The organism is Hydrocarboniphaga sp. FW305-C-57, assembly GCF_058783045.1.
The window spans coordinates 46,145-65,032 of record NZ_JBYSYG010000004.1; the positions used below are offsets into that span (position 1 = coordinate 46,145).

The following is an 18,888-nucleotide window of genomic DNA, read 5'->3' on the forward strand; positions in this document are numbered from 1 at the left end:
GCATCGTGACATGGGGTCGATCGCGCGAAGCCTGCGCGATGACACGAGCGCGCAAAGGCTCGTGTCCCAGGCTGCGATGCCTTCAGCGCTGCGCGAGCGCCGTGAGCTTCAGGGTTTGCGGATGCGTCGGGCCGATCGCCTTCGCGTAGAGCGCACGCGCGGCCTCGTATTGCGCCTGCGCTTCGTCATGGCGTTTCTGCAGGGCGCGCAGATGGCCGAGGCTTTCGTGCAGATAACCGATGCGCAGGTTGTTCTCGGGCAGCACACGCTGCGCATGCGCGAGACCTTCGACGAGCAGGCCGTCGGCGCGTTCGTACTGGCCGAGCGCGATCAGCGCGTCGGCGAGCGTGCGCTGGATCAGCAGCACGTTCGGATGATCCGGTCCCTGCGCCTTCACGCTCTGTTCGTGCGCGCGTTCGAGCAGCGGCAGCGCTTCGTTCGCGAGACCGAGCTGCACGAGCGCTTCGCCGACCCGATTCGCCGAGTAGCGCGCCCAGACGTGATCGACGCCATGCGCGAGTACGCGGTTCTCGTAGGCGCGCCGCAGCAGCGGCAGCGCGGCGACCGGATCGCCGCGTTCGAGCATGAGCTGGCCGCGATAGTGCAGGGCCGTCAGCGTGTACGGATGGGTTTCGCCGACCGTCGCCGCGAGCCCTTCGTAGGCCTGGTCGAACAGCGCCGCGGCCTCGTCCCAGCGGCCCTGGATCATCAGCGCATCGCCGAGCGTGGTGCGCTGCCAGAGCGCACGCGGATGTTCCGCGCCCTGCAGCCGGCTCGTGGTGGCGATGACCTCGCGCATGAGCGCTTCGGCCTCGGCCGTGCGATTGAGCTCGAGATAGCAGTCGGCCAGGCTCCACTGCGCGCTCGTCAGGCCGGCTTCGTCGGCACCGCGATAGTCCTTGGCGAGCTGTTCGTACAAGGCGGCCGCTTGCGGATAGCGCCCGCGCTCGTATTGCAGCCAGGCCAGGCCGTCGCGCGCCGACAGCGTGCGCGCGTCGAGTTCGCCGAACTGCGCGCGCCGGGTGTCGTAGACGCGCCGGTACAGCGATTCCGAATCGTCGTAGCGGCTCTGCAGCAGCGCGAGCGAGCCGAGCCGCTCGGCGATCGTCAGCGTGAGTTCGGAGTTCTCGCCGTGCGCGGCCTCGGCTTCGGCGAGCGCCACTTCGAGCCGCTCGCGCGCCTTCGGCCAGTCGCCGAGCCCTTCGTAGGCGCGGCCCATCGCCAGGCCCATTTCGGCACGCATCGCTGGATAGTCGGCGAGCCGCGTCGCCAGCCTGGGCGCGGCTTCGTCGAGCAGGCCCTTGATGCTCAGGGTCGGGCGGCCGCCGCCGAACGGATCGGTGGCCGCGAGCACGTCTTCGCCCAGAAAACTGACGGCGGCGCGCGCTTCGGCGGCAGCGGCTTCGGCCCGGTGCTGGGCCTGGCGGGCGTTCCAGAAGCCCCAGCTCGACAGGCCCAGGCCGAGCGCGAGCACGGCGGCGATCGCGCGTTGCAGCTTGCGCCGGTGACGGCTGCGTTCGAGCGCCGCATGCAGCTTGGCGGCTTCGGCTTCGAGCTCGCGCTGGTGTTCGCGCTGGCGGCGGCGCTCGTCGAGTTCGCGCAAGCGGCGCGCGAGCTCGGCCGCATTGGTGAGCCGCCGCAACGGATCGCCGGCCGCGGCGGCGGCGACGTCTTCGCGCAGCAGCTCGTCGTCGAGCGTGCGCTCCCAGCCCGGCGCGAGCGGCCGGCGCCAGTCGCCGACCAGCAGCTGGTACAGCATCACGCCGAGCGCGTAGAGATCGGACTGCACGGTCGGCTGCTGGCCGGCGAGCAGTTCGGGCGCCAAATACAGCGGCGTGGTGCCGGCCTCGTCGTCGGCCGGCATCGCGGTGAAACCGAGCCGCGTGATTTCGAGCCGTTCGAGCCGCGCGAGATCGAGCACCCGGCCGCTGCCGAAATCGCCGAGCTTGAGCCGGGGTTCGGCGTCCGTGCCGGCGACGAGCACGTTGGCCGGCTTCAAATCCTTGTGCAGCACGCCGGCCGCGTGGGCCGCCGCGAGCACGTCGGCGAGTTGGATCGCGAGCGCGATGCGCTGGGCGATCGGCACCGCCGCCGGGCCGCCGCGCCGCTCGCTCCATTGCAGCAGGCTGCCGCCAGCGACATGCTCGGCCTCGACGAAGTAGGGCAGCGCTTCGAAATTCCAGTCGAGCAGGCGCAGCAGATCGTCGCGCGGGCCGTAGGTGGCCTGCAGCAGCCGGAACAGCGTGACCTCGCGCTTGAGCGCCGAAAGACCGGCCGCGTCGGTGGCGAACTTGAAGACGCGCCGCTCGCCGGTCTTGGCGTGTTCGGCAAGCCAGACTTCGCCGCCGCCACCCGCGCCGATGGCCTCGCGCAGCACCCACAGCGGGCGCTGCGGCGGATGCCCGCCTGCGGACAGGCCGGCGCGCAGCTCGGTGCTCGCGGCGAGCGGCGCGGCGTCGTGCTCGACCGTCACCGGCGCGATCAGCCGGTAGCCGAAGCCGTGCACGGTCTTGATGACCGACTGCGCCTCGTCGCCGAGCCCCTGGCGCAGCTTGGCGACGCACTTGGTCAGCACCGACTCGGACAGGATGCGGCCCGGCCACAGGCCTTCGAGCAGCTCGTCCTTGGTCAGCACCTCGTCGGGGTGGCGCAGCAGGAACATCAGCATGTCGAGCGGCTTGGGCTCGAGCCTGACGAGCTGGCCGCGCACCGTGAGTTCGAGCGTGCGGCCGTCGAGCACGCAATCGCCGAAGCGCCAGCGCGGGGCGCGGGCCTTGGCGTCGGGGCTGTCGGCGGCGGAGGTCTCGGTCACGGCGGGAGGTCCTTGATCGGGGACGAAGTTTGACCGCTCGCGCGAGCACGCGAAACGGCGCCGCCGCAATGGTCGGGAAATGGTCGGAAATCGATCGGGCTTCGGTCCGGATTCGCGCGGCTCCGCGCCTTAGCGTCGTGATGCCGGAGCCGACACCGAGCTCCGCCCTCACGGATCGATCTAGAAGGAGACCGCCCATGTCCCGCAAATCCAAGTTGCTGCTGCCGCTCGCCGTCCTGTTGCTCGGCCTCGCCGGAACCGCACAGGCCGAATGCGTGAACGAGCCTTACGAGGTCGAAGTGCTCGCAGCCGGCACCAAGACCAAGCTGCCCGACGGCCAGCAGGTGACCTCGGCGGCCAAGACTTCGGCCGGTCTGCTCGAAGCCCGCGCGCTCGTGAAGAAGGGCGTGATTGTCAGCAGCGGACTGTTCCTCGACGGCAAGGCCGGCACCGAAACGCCGTTCGAAAAGCTGCCGGCCGAGGCGCAGAAGTGCGCCAAGCTCAAGCCGGTGTCGCTCGCGCCGAAGCCTGCGCAGGCACTCACCGCGCTGCTCGACTTCGTGCTGCCGACCGCCGACGCCGCGCCCTGCCGCGCGGTGCTGATCTTCACCGCCGAGCACTGCAATTACGACAGCGGCGGCCGCGCCACCTGCGGCTACGCACGCGTCTATTACTCGACCTGCAGCGGCAAGTACTACGTGATGTAAGCCGGCCAGGCCAGCCAAGCCCAAAGCCCGCCATGCGCCCGATCGCCGTCCTTGCCTTGCTGCTGCTGTGCCTGCTGCTCGGCTCGACCGTCGCGCAGGCGCAGACGGCCGTGCCGGGCGCCTGCTTCGGCGCGGCCGGGCAAGGCTGTGCCACCGGAGGCGGCGGCCAGCCGGCCTACTGCAAGCCGGCTGGCGGGCAGCTCGAATGCATGGTGCACGCGGGCAGCATCGAGCACGACGTCTGCTGCGCCGCGCATCCGCAGGGCCAGGGCTGCGCCGCCGGCAAGGCTGGCGCCGCGGCCTACTGCGCCTACGAGTGGGAGAAGTCGCAGCAGCGCACCTCGCACGGCCTGTACTGGACCCGAAAGCTCGATCCGCAGAAACCCAATCGCAGCGGCATCGCCGACTTCAACGCCCTGTGCGCCCCGACCGGCAGCGTGATCGCGCCCGGCGACGAACGCTGGTGCTGCTCGCGCTCGGCCAGCGCGCTCGCCGAGCGCGACCTGCAAGGCGTCAACAAGCTGCGCTGCCGCTAGGCGCCGCATCAAGCAAAAGGAATCGCAACATGTTCATCGACAAGGATCGCAGGGATCGTGATGCACGACGCCCGAGATGGCGCTCGCTGCTCGCAGCCATCGCGCTGGCCACGCTGGCGGCTTGCAGTGGCGGCGGAGGAGACAACGACGACGACACCACGCCGGTCGATCCGCCCGTCACTGCCGTGCCCGCTCGCATCGAGATCATCGAAACCGGCCTGCTGCTGACCGAACGCGGGCAGACTCGGCTGCTGCGCGCGCGCGTTCTCGATGCGTCCGGCGCGACGATCGAAGCGCCGGTCAGCTGGAGCAGCTCCGACAGCGGTCGGCTGTCGATCGATTCGAGCGGTCTGCTCAAGGCCGAAGCGGCGAGCGGATCGAGCCAGATCGTCGCGACCACCGGAACGCTGCATTCGGCTCCGCTGCTGGCCGCCGTGGTCGGCGTCGCCGATGACACGCTGCTGGTGGACGACTCGCAAGTGGTTCGCGGCGCGCTCGAAACCGATCCGGACGCCGAGCCCGGTATCGACAACACCTACACCGTGATCGTCAGCGGCGTTGCGGCGCCCGAGCCCGGAACGCTCGTCGTCGGCACCGGATCGGAGCCGGTCGCCGGTCGCGTGGTCTCCACGCGGACGCGCCCCGAAGGCATCGAACTCACGCTCACGCTCGCGCCCCTGAACGAGTTGTTTCCGGGGCTGGAAATCAACCAGGTCTTCGATCTGTCGCAAGCGCCGGTCGACATTCCGGACGAGATCGCGGCCGATTACGAAATCGCTCGCGAGGGCAACACGTTTTCGTTCACGCCACGCGCGTCGGCCGCCGACGCGCTGATCGCCAAAGTTGGGGCGGCGGCCGGCACTTCGACGCTGGCTCGCGGCTGCGAAGTCTTCATTCCGGATTTTCGCGAAGGCTCGCCGCTGCCGATTTCGATCCTGGCTCCGCCGGCCTTGCGCGTGACCATCAACCCGAGCCTGGACGTGCTCTACACCGAAGCACGCGGACTCGAACGCCTGCTCGTGCGCGCCTCGCCGGTGGCGACCGTCGAAGGCGGGCTCAACATCGTTGCCGCGTTCGAAGGCAAGGTGGAATGCAAGGCCGATCTGTTCACCTTCCGCGTGCCGGTAGGCGGCGCGCTGTCGATGATCATCAGCGGTCTGGTGCCAGTCGGCGTTTCGCTGGAAATCGGCGGCAAGATCACCGTAGCGACGATGGGCATTTCGTTCAAGAACGAAACCCGCTTCAACGGCCGCGTCGGCCTGGAATGCAATGGCGATTGCAGCTTCGTTGCCGAAGCCGGCGACCTCACCAACACCATCACGCCGACGCTGAACCTGCCCGGCATCGAAGACCTGCGACTGGAGCCGAGCGTGCTCGCCTCGGCCACCGTCGGCGCGAGTCTCGGCAACCCGCTGCTCAAATCGCTGCGCTTCAACGCGTTTCAAGCGAAGGCCGGGCCGCGACTGTTCGGCAGCTTCGCGCCCAAGACCACGCAGCTGGCCGATCCGCTCTACAAATCCAACTACCGCATCTTCGCGGAGTTTCGCGCCGGACTCGGCACCGGTATCGAAGGCCTCGCCAAGCTCTTCAACATCATCCGGCTCACCGGGCTCGAGTTTCTGTCGCAGGTCGATCTCGCCAAATCACCGACCGGCGTTTTGAGCGCGGATCGCGCGAGCTTCGTCACCGGCGACGTGGTGCGCTTCGAACTCGATCTCGATTCGGAAGCAGTGTCGTTCCTCGGCGACTACAACGTGAAGGAAGTGGTGCTGATGCGCCGTTCCGGCGGGCTCAACGAGGTGAGCCGCATCACCGCAGAGGACGACCAGACCGCGTTTCGCTTCGACTTCACCGCGCCCAATGCAGGCGAAGTCGGCGAGTTCAGCTCCTTCGTGATCACACGCAAGCTGCCGTTCGAGCTGACCGCGCTCGAACTCGACACCGCGCGTGCGGACAACCAGCCGCCGACGGCCGTAGCCGATGCGGCGCAAACCGTCGGCAACGGTCTCGGGCAGGTGATCGACGTGCTCGCCAACGACACCGATCCGGACGGCGATGCGCTGAGCGTCGATGCGGTGACGCAGCCGCAGAACGGTCGCACTGAGATCGTCGGTGCCGGCGATGCGGTTCGCTACATTCCGAATACCGGCTTCGTCGGCGACGATGCCTTCAGCTACACCGTTAGCGACGGCAAGGGTGGCAGCGCACAAGGCACGGTGAGCGTGACCGTGGAACCACCGCCGACCGCGACCGCGCTGCTCCAGGAAACCGGCGTATCGGCCTTCGCCCGTGCACAGTCGTGCAGCAGCGGCGCGAGTTGCGGCAGCGTCGACTCGACCACTGCGGAGATTCGCCGCGCTACGCTGACCGACACACCGGAGACGGGTTTCCGCAGCAACGGGGGCTTCACCGTGCAGGCTGAGAAAAGCGGTGAGGGCCGCAGCGCATCGACGGTCGGCGGGGCCTCGTTCAATCTCGATCGCAGCGACGGCCGCGTCGGCGCCATCACGCTCAACTGCGACACCAGCGGCACGGTGCCACGAACGCCCGAAGGCTTCGCCACCGACAGCCAGGGCAACGGCAACGCCTACGTGCAGTTCGTCGTCGAGGGCGACAAGCCGCTGCGTTATCGCATCACGGGCGTCAGCGGCTCCGCCAGCGCAGGCCGCGGCGACGCAAACCTGGAGCTCTCGCTGGATCGCCTGTTCACGGCCGCCGCCAACAAGCGCGACGGCCTGATTCAGTTCGGCCCCACCGAAGGACTGCTGGAACCCGGCGTTCACGATCTGCACTTGAACTGCATCTCCATGGGCAACGGCCATCCAGACGGCGGCGACAACCTGAGCGTCAGCGGCAGCGTCGGGCTGGTGCTGGAAGTCGCGCCTTGAACACCGCTTTCGAAGTTCATCCGAAACACCGTTCCCACACCGGAGCAGCGCGCATGCCCAAGCTCAAGCTGATCATCACCACCGCGGTCATTCTCGCGACGTCGTCCATCCCCGCCATCGCGGTTGCACAGAAGCCCATCGATGCCGCCAAGCTGCTGCTCGGCCGCTGGGGCAGCACGACCACCGACAAGGAAACCGGCATCAGCGAAACCACGATGATCGAGTTTCGTCCCGATGGCCGCTACGTCACCGCGATTCGCGACAGCGCGTTCAAGCCGCTCAAGGATCAGCAGTCGAACCAGGGGCGCTACAGCATCGGCAAATCGGACAAGGCCGGTTTCGAACTCAAGATCGAACGCGACCAGAAGGAGCCCGAATCGGAGAAGTCCGATGCGAGCGAAACCATGCTCGTCAAGTTCGTCGACGACGACACCTTGCAGGCCGCCGACGGCTCGACCGTCAAGCGCATGCGCTGAAAAGCCCAGCATTCAACGGAGACTTTCGATGAAGACGATATTCACGCACGCTCGCAAATTGCTGGGTTCGCTACTGTTGCTCTCACTGCTCGGCAGCGCCACGCCGGCACTTGCGGAACGCTGCTTCGGCGCCGTCGGCCAGCAATGCGGTGGCTTTCATCAAGGCCAGTTCGCCGGCGTGGCGATGTGCCTGCCCGCGTCCAACGGCGCCGATCGCGCCAACTGCAAGGTCAGCGGCGGCAGCATGACGCACGACCCCTGCTGCGCCGCGAATCCGAATGGCGTGATGTGTGGCACTTCGCCCGAGAACAATCGCTGCAGCTCGGAGTGGGCCCGCGCCGTCAATCGCGCGATGTGGAGCTACCAGTGGACGCGCAACGTCAATGACGAAGTGGAGAACACCACCGGCAGCGTGCGTCGCCCGGACTACTGCGCACGGGACGGTGCCGGCGTGCATCGCAACGATCGCGACTTCTGCTGCTCCAACCGCAGCCATCGCGCCGGATTCTGGGATCGCATCGGCCGTCCGAATCTGTATCGCTGCGATTGATTTGCGCTCGACTTCGACTCGCTCACGGATCTTCACGCCATGCCTCGCCTGAACCCTCGCAAGCTGCGCGCATCGCTGATGCAATGCGCAGTCTTCACCACCACGCTCGCGCTCGCCGGCTGCGCGTCCAGCGTGGCTCGCCACACCCACAACGAACCGCCTTCCGACTGGCCGCTCGCCGAACGAGCGCTGCGTTCGGGCCAGTGGGAACAGGCGCAAGCGCCGATCGCGCGCCTGCTGCAGCAGGATTTGCGCAATGGCCAGCTGCAGTTCCTGCATGCGCTGACCGAAGAAGGCATCGGCCGCGAGCGCGATCGCGCGCGGCTCGATCTCGCGGCCGTCGGCTACGCGAACGCGGAGCGCTTCGCGCCAGGCAATTACTGGGCGCTGCTGCAACTCGGCTACATCGAACTCGAACGCGGCAATTACCGCGTGGCGCAATCGCGCTTCGCCGAGGCCGTGCTCGATCAACCGCGCCGCTGGGAAGCCTTCTACGGGCTCGGCGTCGCCTCTTACTACCGGCGCGATCTGCCGCTGATGCGCCTGGCCGCCGAACGCAGTTTTGCGCTTGCGCCCGAGCAGCGCGAATCGATCCGCCTGAATGCCTTCGCACTCGCGGTCGCAGGCGAACCCGAAGCGCAAGTGATGACGCAGAAGCTCGTCGCCAGCGGCGATGACGCCGATGCGCGCTACGCCATGCGCCGCGTCGCCGAATATCTCGAAGTGGCGCCCGCCGTGCGGCAGACGCCGATCGGCGACGAAAGCGGGAACTCCGCTCCGCTCGCGCCGCTGGCGCAGAACCCGGCGAGCGCACTGAATCAGGTCGTCGTCGAAGTGACGATCCTATTGAACTCGGTGCTCGATCAGGCCAATCGCGGCGTGAACCTGTTCGACGGCCTGCGCGTGCTTTACGGCTACACCAACACGCTCTCGCAGATCAGCGGCAGCCTGGGCCGCGAAAGCACGCGTACGATCACCTCGCAGATCTCGACGCCGCAGCTCGATTACAGCCTCAACCTGTTCAACGACTCGGGGCAGTATTACAGCGTCGTCGCGCGGCCCTCGATCACCGCGCACCTGGGCCGCGAATCGCAGTTCTTCGCCGGGCGCACGCTCAACGTCGCGGTCAGCGGCATCAACCTCGGCCAGCTGCAGCCGATCGATGTCGGCGTGCAGCTCAAGGTGACGCCCGAGTTCATCGACGACAAGCGCGTGGTGTTCAACCTCGATGCGGCGCGCTCGTTCCTGTCACAGGACCAGATCGGCAACTTCGACAGCTCGCTGACCACGTTCCGGCAGTCGGTGTCAGCGACGGCCGACGTCGAGTTCGGGCAGACGCTCGTGCTCAGCGCGCTGTCCGAGCAGGTCAACGACAAGTCGTTCTCGAAAGTGCCCGGCGTCGGCGACGTGCCGGTGGCGAACTGGTTCACCCGGCGCAGCACCGACCTGCGCCGCCAGGAATCGCTGATCATCCTCGTCACCCCGACCTTGCCGCTCAACATCTCCACGCCCGACACGCCCGAATCGCGCGAGCAATCGGTGAACCAGCTGCTCGCGCTCTGGAACCAGCGCATCGAGCCGACCTCGGACATCCCCGCCATCATTCGCCGGCTCAAGCAGTCGCGCTGGCTGCGCGCGCCGGAATCCGGCGACCTGCGAACGCGCCTGCCGCAAGCCGCTCAATGGCGGCGCGAGGCGATCGAGGAGAGTTTGCTGCTGGCGAAGCGCTGACGCGCGGGCGGCTTGCACGCTGAAAGAAGGGGCCTCAGTCCTCGCGCCCGGTCTGTTAAGGTTGGAGGGGCGCACCGTAGCGCTCCTCCGATTGCCGGCCCCATGCAGAGCTTCCGCTACTACGACTTCTTCGTCGGCGGCGTCGTCGCCGTGCTGCTGTGCTCCAACCTGATCGGGCCCGGCAAGGTCTGCGAGTACGACTTTCCGCTGATCGGCACGCTAGCGTTCTCGGCCGGCAACCTGTTCTTCCCGATCGGCTACATCTTCGGTGACGTGCTGACCGAGGTATACGGCTACGCGCGCACGCGCCGGGCGATCTGGGCCGGCTTCGCGGCGATGATCTTCGCCACCGTGATGACCTACGTGGTGCTCGCCATGCCGGTCGCCGACGATCCGTACAACAGGACGCTGCAGCCCGCGCTCGAAACCGTGTTCGGCAACACCTGGCGCATCGTCGTCGGCAGCATGGTCGCGTACTGGGTCGGCGACTTCCTGAACTCCTTCGTGATGGCGAAGATGAAGGTCTGGACGAAGGGCAAGCACCTGTGGTCGCGCACCATCGGCTCGACGGTGGTCGGCCAGTTCGCCGATTCGGCGCTGTTCTACCCGATCTCGTTCCTGGGCCTCTGGAGTACCCAGGCGCTGATCAGCGCGATCCTGTTCAACTTCGCGTTCAAGGTGCTGCTCGAAGTGGTGCTGACGCCGGTGACCTACGTGGTCGTCAACGCGCTCAAGCGCGCCGAAGGCGTCGACACCTACGACGCCAACACGAGCTTCAACCCGTTCTCGCTGCGCGACGAAGGCGAGCACAAGGCGCACGGCTGATGGGCGCGCGGCTGCTCGTCAACATCGACGTCGACGATCTGCCGCGCGCGATCGCGTTCTATACGCAGGCCTTCGGACTGAGCATCGGGCGTCGCTTCAGCGATAGAGGCATCGAGCTGCTCGGGGCCGAGGCGCCGATTTATCTGCTGGTCAAGGTGGCAGGCACGCAGGCCTGCTCGACCAGCGGGCAGACGCGAAGCTACCAGCGGCACTGGACGCCGGTGCACCTGGATTTCGTGGTCGATGACTTGCCTGCGGCGATCGATCGGGCCGTCGCCGCCGGAGCCGTGCTCGAAGACCCGATGCGAACGGCGAACTGGGGACGCATCGCGCATTTCGCCGATCCGTTCGGGAACGGGTTTTGTTTGCTGGAGTTTCTTGGGCGTGGGTATGACGAAATCGCGTCCGGCTGATCCGTACCCACGCTTTGGAGCTTTGGAAGAAGTTGGCTCAGACAATGGCGAGCGAGACGTTTATCGGATCAAATCGACAGCTTGGCCAAATCGTCGCGGCAGAACCGCTCGATGTTTAGCGAAGCAGTCGCTACCGCATTTGTTACCGCGCTCATTACCGCGCTTCTGAGACCACCGCTCACGCGCTGGATCGAGCGCGTTGCATCGCGGCGCTACTACATCCGTCCGCCAGACGATCCGTGCGTCCTGAAGCCACCGGCGGAGTCGTTTTATCTCTATGCCGCCTCAGGCATCTGCATGTCGCTCTGCTCTCTCGCGCTTCTCAGCAGCGGTGGTTTGGCCGCTATCGCAACATTGCTGACTTTGCCGATCGCCGTCGCCTGCCTCCTTCTCGCCAGAGGCGCGCGTCGCCTGACCTTACGCCTGAGGCCCACGGGCTTCGATTACATCGGCGTGATGCATCCTCCGATCAACGTGGAATGGAGGCATATCAGGAAGGTGGAGCTGGACGGGCCCTGGTTTGCGATCCGAACCGAGAGCGGGATTCGGCATCGGGTGTCGAGGAACCTCATTGGCGTAATGAATCTGGTGGACGCCGTGACGGCGAACGTGCCAGCAGAGCGCTTCTCCGAATCCGCGCTGAAAATGTGCGACGAGATGCGAGCCACGGCCAGTGCCGCGCGTGAAAGTCGCAGCTGATGCAAATCCCGTTACGCTCGGCAGGCCTTGCTTCGCGAGCACGGTCTTCTCGGCCTCTCGAACACGCCACGCCGCCAGCTTGGTTAGCATGCGCGCACGCCCGCCGAGGATCGTTCATCCACTCATGTGCCTCATCGCCTTCGCCTGGCAACACCCGCGCTACCGGCTCGTGCTGGCCGGCAATCGCGATGAATTCCATGGCCGTGCCAGCGCCGCGCTCGCGCGCTGGGACGAGGCGCCCGAGACCCTCGCGGGTCGCGATCTGCAGGCGCTCGGCACCTGGCTCGGCGTTTCCGAGCGCGGACGGCTTGCCGCGGTGACCAATGTGCGGCTGCCCGAGCCGCCGCCTCCGGGCCTGCTCTCGCGCGGCAAGCTCACGAGCGATTTCCTGCGCGGCGATGCAACCGCCCAGGCCCATGCGGACGCGCTCGTGCCGACACTGCCGCGCTACGGCGGCTGCAACCTGCTGCTGTTCGATCGCGAGCACGCGGTCTACGCGAGCAACCAGCCGAGCGCGCACGCGCAGTCGCTCGCGGCGGGCGTCTACGGGCTTTCGAACGCGGCGCTCGACACGCCATGGCCCAAAACCACGGCACTGCGCGAGGCGCTCGCCGGCTGGCTGCAGGCTGCGGACGACCGCGTCGAGCCGCTGTTCGAAGCGCTCGCCAACGAACACCAGCCCAGCGACGACGAACTGCCCGACACCGGCGTCGGACTCGAGCGCGAACGCCTGGTCGCCCCGGCCTTCATCCGCAACCCGGAATACGGCACGCGCTGCAGCACGGTGGTGACGATCGGCCATGACGGCGCCGGGCGCATCATCGAACGCCGCTTCGGCCGCGCTGGAATCTATCTGGGCGAAACCGGGCTGGACTTCCGCTTCGGCTGAATCGCGGCGCGCCGCCGCTGAACGATCCCTCGGCCAAGGCGTCCAAGCGGGCGTTCCTGTACCCTATGGAAGTCGATAAATAATCACAATCGGCCGCCGGCACGAAGCAAGCCGCTTCGGTCAGGCGGCCGCAACACCCCCGAGCAAGGAGCCCCGATGTCCGAGGCTGACACCCTGCTGTCGCTGCCGCGCCCGCCCGGACTGGGCTGGCTCAGCGCGATGGCCGAACGCGCGACTGGCCTGAACCAGATCGCGCGGCTGTACCGCGAAGCGCCGAGCGGCCTGAATCCGCAGGCTTTCGTCCGCTTCGCCCTCGAGAAGATCGATCTGAGCTGGGTGCTGGCCTCGGGCTCGCCGACGCTGATTCCGCAGAGCGGCCCGCTGATCATCGTCGCCAATCATCCCTACGGCGCCTCCGACGGCCTCGTGCTCGCCGACCTGCTGCTGCCGCGGCGACCGGACCTGATGCTGCTCGCCAACACGCTGCTGCGCCGCGTGCCCGAGATCGCCCCGCTGATAGCCCCGATCGACGTGTTCCGGCGCGGCGCAAGCGCGGCCGGCATCCGCATGGCGATGCGCCACTTGCAGGGCGGCGGCGCGCTCGTGGTGTTTCCGGCCGGCGAAGTCAGCCGCTGGGACTGGCGCGGTCAGCGCATCGCCGATCCGCCGTGGGCCGAGAGCGTGGCGATGCTCGCGCGGCGCAGCGGGGCGCAGATCCTGCCGATGCGCATCGGCGGCCATGCCTCCTGGGGTTCGCTGCTCGCCGGGGCGCTGCATCCGCGCCTGCGCACCGCCTGCCTCGCGCGCGATCTGCTGCGCCAGCGCGGCGACGTCGTGAAGCTGCACGTCGGCGAGCCGATCAAGGCCGCCGAACTCGAACGCCTGGAGCCGTCGACGCAGACCGCCTATCTGCGCCTGCTGACCTATTCGCTCGGCGGCCGTTCGCGGCTCGCACCAACCGCTGCACAGGCGCCCCTCGCCGACGCCATCGACGCCGACACGCTGGCCGCCGAAGTGGCCGCGCTGCCGGCCGAATGCAAGCTCGTCTCGCAGCCGCATTTCAGCGTGTTCCGCGCCCGCGCCGCGCAGATTCCGCAGCTGCTGCTCGAGATCGGCCGGTTACGCGAGCTGAGCTTTCGCCAGGTGCAGGAAGGCACCGGCCGCGCACGCGATCTCGACGCCTTCGATGCGCACTACGAGCATCTGTTCGTCTGGCACGAGACGCAGCGCGAAATCGTCGGCGCGTATCGGCTCGGCTTCACCGAAACGCTGACGCCCAGGCGCGGCGTGGCCGCGCTCTACACGCACACGCTGTTCGACTACGACGAGCGCCTGCTGCGCCGCATCGGCCCGGCCATCGAGCTCGGTCGCTCGTTCGTGCGCCCGGAGTGGCAGCGCAATTTCCGCGCGCTGCGCCTGCTCTGGAGCGGCATCGCGACGATCCTCGATCGCGAACCGCAGATTCGCTGCCTGTTCGGCCCGGTGAGCATCAGCCCGAGCTACAGCGCCGCCGGCCAGGCGCTCATCGAAGCGGCGCTGTCGGCGCATCACAGCGACGCGGAACTCGCCGCGCTCGTGCGTCCGCGCACGCCGCCGCAGCAGCCGCGCACGGCCGAGGAAACGCGCAACGTGGTATCGGCGCTGGCCGATCCGTCATTGCTCTCGCGCGTGCTCGCCCGGCTCGAACGCGGCGTCGGCCTGCCGGTGCTCGTGCGCCACTACGTCGAACTCAACGGACGCTTCGCGGGCTTCAACGTCGACGCCGATTTCGGCAGCACGCTCGACGGCCTGGTGTTCGTGCGCGTGGCGGACATTCCGCCGCGCGTGAGAGAGAAATTCGGAAGCGTGGAATCGGGAGTCGGGAATCGTTGAAGAAAGGGATTCGTTTCGACGATTCCCGTTTTTCCATTCCCGATCCCGCTTAAACCAATGAATCTGAATTCATGCCCGATACGGCGTTACTGCGTTGCGATAGCGCCTTTCCCGGCTGCTCGCAGGCGGGTATCGAAGCGTTCCGGAGACCGGATGGAATGGGCTCGTCGTGCTGCCCGCGGTCGACTGCGCAGTGTGATCGGGAGCGGCGCATGAAGTCGGCGCCGACCACGACCTCGCCGCACATGCGCAAGCTGCGCTGGCTCACTGATTCGCTCGGTGGGGCCGCGCTCGGCGCGATGGTCTACGCGATCTGGGCCGTTTGCGTGAACTGGCATGCGAGCCCGACGCTCGCGATCCGCTCGGGGCTCACGCACTGGGTCATCAGCACCGCACTGACGTACTGCGACGCGGCCAACATGCGCTACTTCTTCAGCCTCGGACGCACGCGGCTCGAAGGCATGGCGTTCGCGCTCTGCGCGGGACTCACGTTGACCTACTCGGTGCTGATCACCGCGCATCTGATCGTCGGCACGCCGCACATCCTGCTGACGCTCGCCGTCGGCGTGATTCCGAACATCGTCTACTGCGTGGGCTACACGCTGCTGCTGTCGCGCACCACGCACAAACCGAACTCGCGCCGTGAGGCGCGTGCCACTCGAAAGGACACGAGTCCATCGGAAGGCATCTGAAATGCAAGCCCGGTAAGCGAGGACGCTTCTCTACCAAATGGCCGGTACTCACCGGGCCGTTCAAGCTGCTGCGACGCTTTCGCGAAAACCTTCGGCGCGACGACAACCGGATCTGAGGCGGATCATGCGCGAATCGCGCCCGCGTGCTCTTCGTTACCAGCGGTTCAGTTTTGTATCGCGCTCGAACTTGCATGCTCCGTCGCATCGTCGCCGACCGGAACACGCTCATGACCGAGCCCAAGCAAGCGCAAGTTCTCTCAGGACAGAAAGCCCTCGTCACCGGCGGCAGCTCCGGCATCGGTGCCGGCGTCGCGCTCGCGCTCGCCCGCGCCGGGGCCGATGTCGTCGTCGCCTACCACTCGAGCGCCGAGGGCGCCAACGAGATCGTCACGCAGATCAAATCGCTCGGACGCTCTGCGCTCGCGATCAAGGCCGACATTTCCAGGCCCGACGAAGTCCAGGCGCTGTTCGATCAATCCGTCGCGGCGTTCGGCACGCTCGACATCCTGATCAGCAACGCCGGCCTGCAACGCGACGCGGCCTTCGTCGACATGTCGCTGGCCGACTGGAACGAGGTCATTGGTACGAACCTGACGGGCATGTTCCTGTGCTGCCAGCTCGCCGCGCGTGAATTCCTGCGCCGCGGCCCGCGCGAGGTGTCAAAGGCGCTCGGCAAGATCGTCTGCATGTCCTCGGTGCACGAGGTGATTCCATGGGCCGAGCGCGCGAACTACGCCGCGAGCAAGGGCGGCGTGAAGCTGCTCATGCAATCGATCGCGCAGGAACTCGCACCCAAGCGCATCCGCATCAACTCGATCGGCCCCGGCGCGATCAGGACGCCGATCAATCGCGAGGCCTGGGCGACGCCCGAAGCGCGCGAGAAGCTGCTCGAACTGATTCCGTACGGCCGCATCGGTGAACCCGAAGACATCGGCCAGGCCGCCGTCTGGCTGTGTTCTGACGCCGCCGACTACGTCACCGGCCAGACCCTGTTCGTCGACGGCGGCATGACGCTGTATCCGGAGTTCGCGGACAACGGCTGATTCGCATTCGACGGCTCATTTTTGATAACTATTGATAACGCGCGTACGCTTGAGCTTCAACCATCGCAGGCTCACACAATGATCAGTGCCGACCTCGGAAAGCAGCTCGAAGGCTATGTGCAGCAACTCGTGGACTCCGGCCGCTATGGCTCGAAAAGCGAAGTTCTGCGCGAAGGTGTACGGCTGATTCAGGATCGCGAAACGCGTCTTGCAGCGCTCGATGCCTCGATCACACGCGGTGTCGCCGATGCCGACGCAGGCCGCACGAAGCCGGCCGAAGCGGTGTTCGAACGCCTCGCCAAAAAGTACGGAGCGTGAAGGTCCGCATTACGGCGGAGGCGGAACGTGATCTCGAAGGCATCGCAGACTACATCGCGCGCGACAACCCTTCCAAAGCGCTCGCTTTCATCCACGAGCTGCGTGACAAATGCCTTGGCTTGGCGGAGATGCCGCTGGCATTTCCGAAACTCACTCGCTACGAGCCGTCCGGCATTCGGCGTCGCGTGCATGGCAGCTATCAGATCTTCTATCGCATCGACGGCCAGCAGGTGATCATTCTGCACATCCTGCATGGCGCCATGGACTACGCCACCATCCTCTTCGAATCCTGAGCGAACTCAGAGCGCCGCTGCGATTTCCCGCTGGATCGCCTGCGCCATCGCGCGCGGGTCGGCCGCATCGCGAATCGGGCGACCGATCACGAGGTAATCGGCGCCGGCCCTGACCGCATCGGCCGGCGTCATGATGCGCTTCTGGTCGGCGACGACGCGGTTCTCGACCGGTCGAATGCCCGGCGTCACGCAGATGAGCTCCTTCGGCGCTTCGAGCCGCAGCTTGGCGACTTCGAGGCCCGACGACACCACGCCGTCGCAACCGGCCTGCAGCGCGCGACGCGCACGCGAGAGCACCAGCGTCGGAATGTCGCAGCTAAAGCCGAGATCATCGAGATCGCCCTGGTCGAGGCTCGTCAGCGCGGTCACCGCGAGCACCTTGGTATCGCCGGTCTTGCCGGCTGCGGCGGCCTGCATGATCGACTGGTTGCCGTGCACGGTACAGAAGTCCGCGCCGCGCTCGGCGAGATTGCGCACCGCGCGCGACACCGTCTCGGGAATGTCGAAGAACTTCAGGTCGACGAAGACTTTCTTGCGTTCGCGCTTGAGCCAGTCGAGCAGCTCGAAGAAGCCCGGCGCCATGCACAGTTCCATGCCGATCTTGTAGAAGCTCACCGCGTCGCCGAGCGTCCCGACGAGGGCGCGCGCGGCCTCGGCGTCGGGCACGTCGAGGGCGGCGATCAGGCGGTCTTGGGCGGCGATGGCGGAGCGGGTCATGGCGGAATCTGCGTGAAGAGCTGCGTGGATTTTCTCACACCGCGAGCCGATAGCACGGCACATAGGCCTTGCCGGGCAATTTCATGCGGCTCTGCTTGACGAAGGCTTCGAGCAGCGCGTCGAGCGGCTTGAGCAGCGCCGCATCGCCGTGGATCTCGAACGGACCGAACTTCTGCACCGCCCTGATCGTATCGGCCTTGACGTTGCCGCCGACCACGCCCGAGAACGCGCGGCGCAAATTGGCCGCGAGCTGGTGCCTGGGCTGGTCGAGATGCAGGTCGAGCCTGGCCATCGCTTCGTGCGTCGGCACGAACGGACGCTGCAGATCGTGCGGAATCCGTAGGCCCCAGTTGAAGTAGTACGCGTCCTTGGCCTGCATGCGCAGCTGCTTGACGTTGCGCATCTCCTCGGCGACCACCTTGGCGACTTCGGCCGGATCGTCGAGGATGATGCGATAGAGCTTGCGCGCCTCTTCGCCGAGCGTGATGCGGATGAATTCGTCGATCTGCTGGAAGTAGGCCGCCGCGCTCGCCGGCCCGGTGAAGATCAGCGGCAAGCGCGTCTGCGCGTTGTCCGGATGCAGCAGGATGCCGAGCAGATACAGGATCTCCTCGCAGGTGCCGACGCCGCCCGGAAACACGGTGACGACGTGGCCCACGCGCACGAAGGCTTCTAGCCGCTTCTCGATGTCCGGGCAGATCACGAGTTCGTTGACGATGGCGTTCGGCGATTCCGCCGCGATGATGCCGGGCTCGGAAATGCCGATGTAGCGGCCACCGCGGATGCGCTGCTTGGCATGCGCGATCGTCGCGCCCTTCATCGGGCCCTTCATCGCACCGGGGCCGCAGCCCGTGCAGATGTTCAGGCCGCGCAGGCCCAATTCGTAGCCGACGCGCTTGCTGTAGTCGTACTCCTCACGCGAGATCGAATGCCCGCCCCAGCAGACGACGAGGTTCGGTTCGACGCGCGGACGCAGCAGGCCGGCGTTGCGCAGGATGTGGAACACCGCGTCGGTGGTGCCTTCGGAAGTCGACAGATCGAAGCTCGGGTTTTCGACGATCTCGGAGCTCGTGAACAGGATGTCGCGCAGCACGGCGAACAGGTGCTCGCGAATGCCGCGGATCATTTCGCCGTCGACGAAGGCGATCGCTGGTGCGCCGGTCATTTCGAGCTTGATGCCGCGCTCTTCCTGCACGATATGGATGTCGAATTCCGGATAGCGCTCGAGCAGCTCCTTGCCGTCGTCGAGGAAGCTGCCGCTGTTGAGCACGGCGAGCGCGCTGTTGCGGAACACCGGATAAAGGCCGCTCGTCCCGCTGTCGAGCAGCTTGGCGATTTCGGATTTGGAGAGCACGCGCAGCCGGCCTTCGGGTGCGACGCGCGCTTCGACGACGTGGGGGTCGATCATCTCGTTTTTCTCCTGGAAT

18 protein-coding genes are annotated in these 18,888 nt (G+C 66.8%); 15 read left to right on the plus strand and 3 right to left on the minus strand.

From position 1 onward, the window contains the following. Positions 1-82: 82 nt before the first annotated feature. A complete protein-coding gene (locus AC3WUM_RS09690) occupies positions 83-2,812 on the minus strand; it encodes a tetratricopeptide repeat protein (protein ID WP_492410048.1) in 2,730 nt (909 codons plus the stop codon). A gap of 197 nt (positions 2,813-3,009) precedes the next feature. Between AC3WUM_RS09690 and AC3WUM_RS09695 the strand changes: the two genes are divergently transcribed. The 15 genes from AC3WUM_RS09695 (at position 3,010) to AC3WUM_RS09765 (ending at position 16,744) form a co-directional block, all read left to right on the plus strand. Next, positions 3,010-3,519, plus strand: coding sequence for a hypothetical protein (locus tag AC3WUM_RS09695; protein ID WP_492410049.1), 510 nt, complete (start codon positions 3,010-3,012; stop codon positions 3,517-3,519). 32 nt (positions 3,520-3,551) lie between these two features. Beyond that, entirely contained in the window at positions 3,552-4,055 is a 504-nt protein-coding gene (locus AC3WUM_RS09700; RefSeq protein ID WP_492410050.1) for a hypothetical protein, read from the plus strand. A 29-nt stretch (positions 4,056-4,084) separates the two neighbouring features. Further along, entirely contained in the window at positions 4,085-6,943 is a 2,859-nt protein-coding gene (locus AC3WUM_RS09705; RefSeq protein WP_492410051.1) for an Ig-like domain-containing protein, read from the plus strand. 53 nt (positions 6,944-6,996) lie between these two features. Continuing rightward, positions 6,997-7,419 carry a hypothetical protein gene (locus AC3WUM_RS09710; protein ID WP_492410052.1) on the plus strand — a complete coding sequence of 141 codons (423 nt, stop codon included), beginning with the start codon at positions 6,997-6,999 and terminating at the stop codon, positions 7,417-7,419. Positions 7,420-7,447: 28 nt separating this feature from the next. Further along, the gene (locus tag AC3WUM_RS09715) at positions 7,448-7,969 is read left to right on the plus strand and encodes a hypothetical protein (RefSeq protein ID WP_492410053.1); all 522 of its coding nucleotides are present in this window, start codon (positions 7,448-7,450) and stop codon (positions 7,967-7,969) included. A 39-nt stretch (positions 7,970-8,008) separates the two neighbouring features. Continuing rightward, positions 8,009-9,700, plus strand: coding sequence for a secretin GspD/PilQ domain-containing protein (locus tag AC3WUM_RS09720; protein ID WP_492410054.1), 1,692 nt, complete (start codon positions 8,009-8,011; stop codon positions 9,698-9,700). A 102-nt stretch (positions 9,701-9,802) separates the two neighbouring features. After that, a complete protein-coding gene (locus tag AC3WUM_RS09725; protein WP_492410055.1) occupies positions 9,803-10,525 on the plus strand; it encodes a queuosine precursor transporter in 723 nt (240 codons plus the stop codon). Further along, positions 10,525-10,938, plus strand: a complete 414-nt coding sequence (locus AC3WUM_RS09730; RefSeq protein ID WP_492410056.1) for a VOC family protein — start codon at positions 10,525-10,527, stop codon at positions 10,936-10,938. Before AC3WUM_RS09725 ends, AC3WUM_RS09730 begins: the two co-directional genes overlap by 1 nt. A gap of 81 nt (positions 10,939-11,019) precedes the next feature. Then, complete coding sequence (locus tag AC3WUM_RS09735; protein ID WP_492410057.1) at positions 11,020-11,637, plus strand: hypothetical protein; 618 nt, start codon at positions 11,020-11,022, stop codon at positions 11,635-11,637. Positions 11,638-11,761: 124 nt separating this feature from the next. Then, the gene (locus AC3WUM_RS09740; RefSeq protein ID WP_492410058.1) at positions 11,762-12,526 is read left to right on the plus strand and encodes an NRDE family protein; all 765 of its coding nucleotides are present in this window, start codon (positions 11,762-11,764) and stop codon (positions 12,524-12,526) included. Positions 12,527-12,682: 156 nt separating this feature from the next. Beyond that, positions 12,683-14,398, plus strand: coding sequence for a bifunctional lysophospholipid acyltransferase family protein/GNAT family N-acetyltransferase (locus AC3WUM_RS09745; protein WP_492410060.1), 1,716 nt, complete (start codon positions 12,683-12,685; stop codon positions 14,396-14,398). 212 nt (positions 14,399-14,610) lie between these two features. After that, a complete protein-coding gene (locus AC3WUM_RS09750) occupies positions 14,611-15,090 on the plus strand; it encodes a hypothetical protein (RefSeq protein ID WP_492410062.1) in 480 nt (159 codons plus the stop codon). A 227-nt stretch (positions 15,091-15,317) separates the two neighbouring features. Then, the gene (locus tag AC3WUM_RS09755; RefSeq protein WP_492410431.1) at positions 15,318-16,133 is read left to right on the plus strand and encodes an SDR family oxidoreductase; all 816 of its coding nucleotides are present in this window, start codon (positions 15,318-15,320) and stop codon (positions 16,131-16,133) included. Positions 16,134-16,211: 78 nt separating this feature from the next. Next, entirely contained in the window at positions 16,212-16,451 is a 240-nt protein-coding gene (locus AC3WUM_RS09760) for a type II toxin-antitoxin system ParD family antitoxin (RefSeq protein WP_492410063.1), read from the plus strand. After that, positions 16,448-16,744 carry a type II toxin-antitoxin system RelE/ParE family toxin gene (locus AC3WUM_RS09765; protein ID WP_492410065.1) on the plus strand — a complete coding sequence of 99 codons (297 nt, stop codon included), beginning with the start codon at positions 16,448-16,450 and terminating at the stop codon, positions 16,742-16,744. Before AC3WUM_RS09760 ends, AC3WUM_RS09765 begins: the two co-directional genes overlap by 4 nt. Positions 16,745-16,750: 6 nt before the next feature. Here the strand turns inward: AC3WUM_RS09765 and pyrF are convergent, their stop codons facing one another. Both pyrF and ppnN read right to left on the minus strand, forming a co-directional pair. Beyond that, positions 16,751-17,461: an orotidine-5'-phosphate decarboxylase gene (pyrF, locus tag AC3WUM_RS09770; RefSeq protein ID WP_492410066.1), complete on the minus strand. Its 711-nt coding sequence runs from the start codon at positions 17,459-17,461 to the stop codon at positions 16,751-16,753. A gap of 34 nt (positions 17,462-17,495) precedes the next feature. After that, the gene (gene ppnN / locus AC3WUM_RS09775) at positions 17,496-18,869 is read right to left on the minus strand and encodes a nucleotide 5'-monophosphate nucleosidase PpnN (protein ID WP_492410068.1); all 1,374 of its coding nucleotides are present in this window, start codon (positions 18,867-18,869) and stop codon (positions 17,496-17,498) included. Between the last annotated feature and the right edge of the window lie 19 nt (positions 18,870-18,888).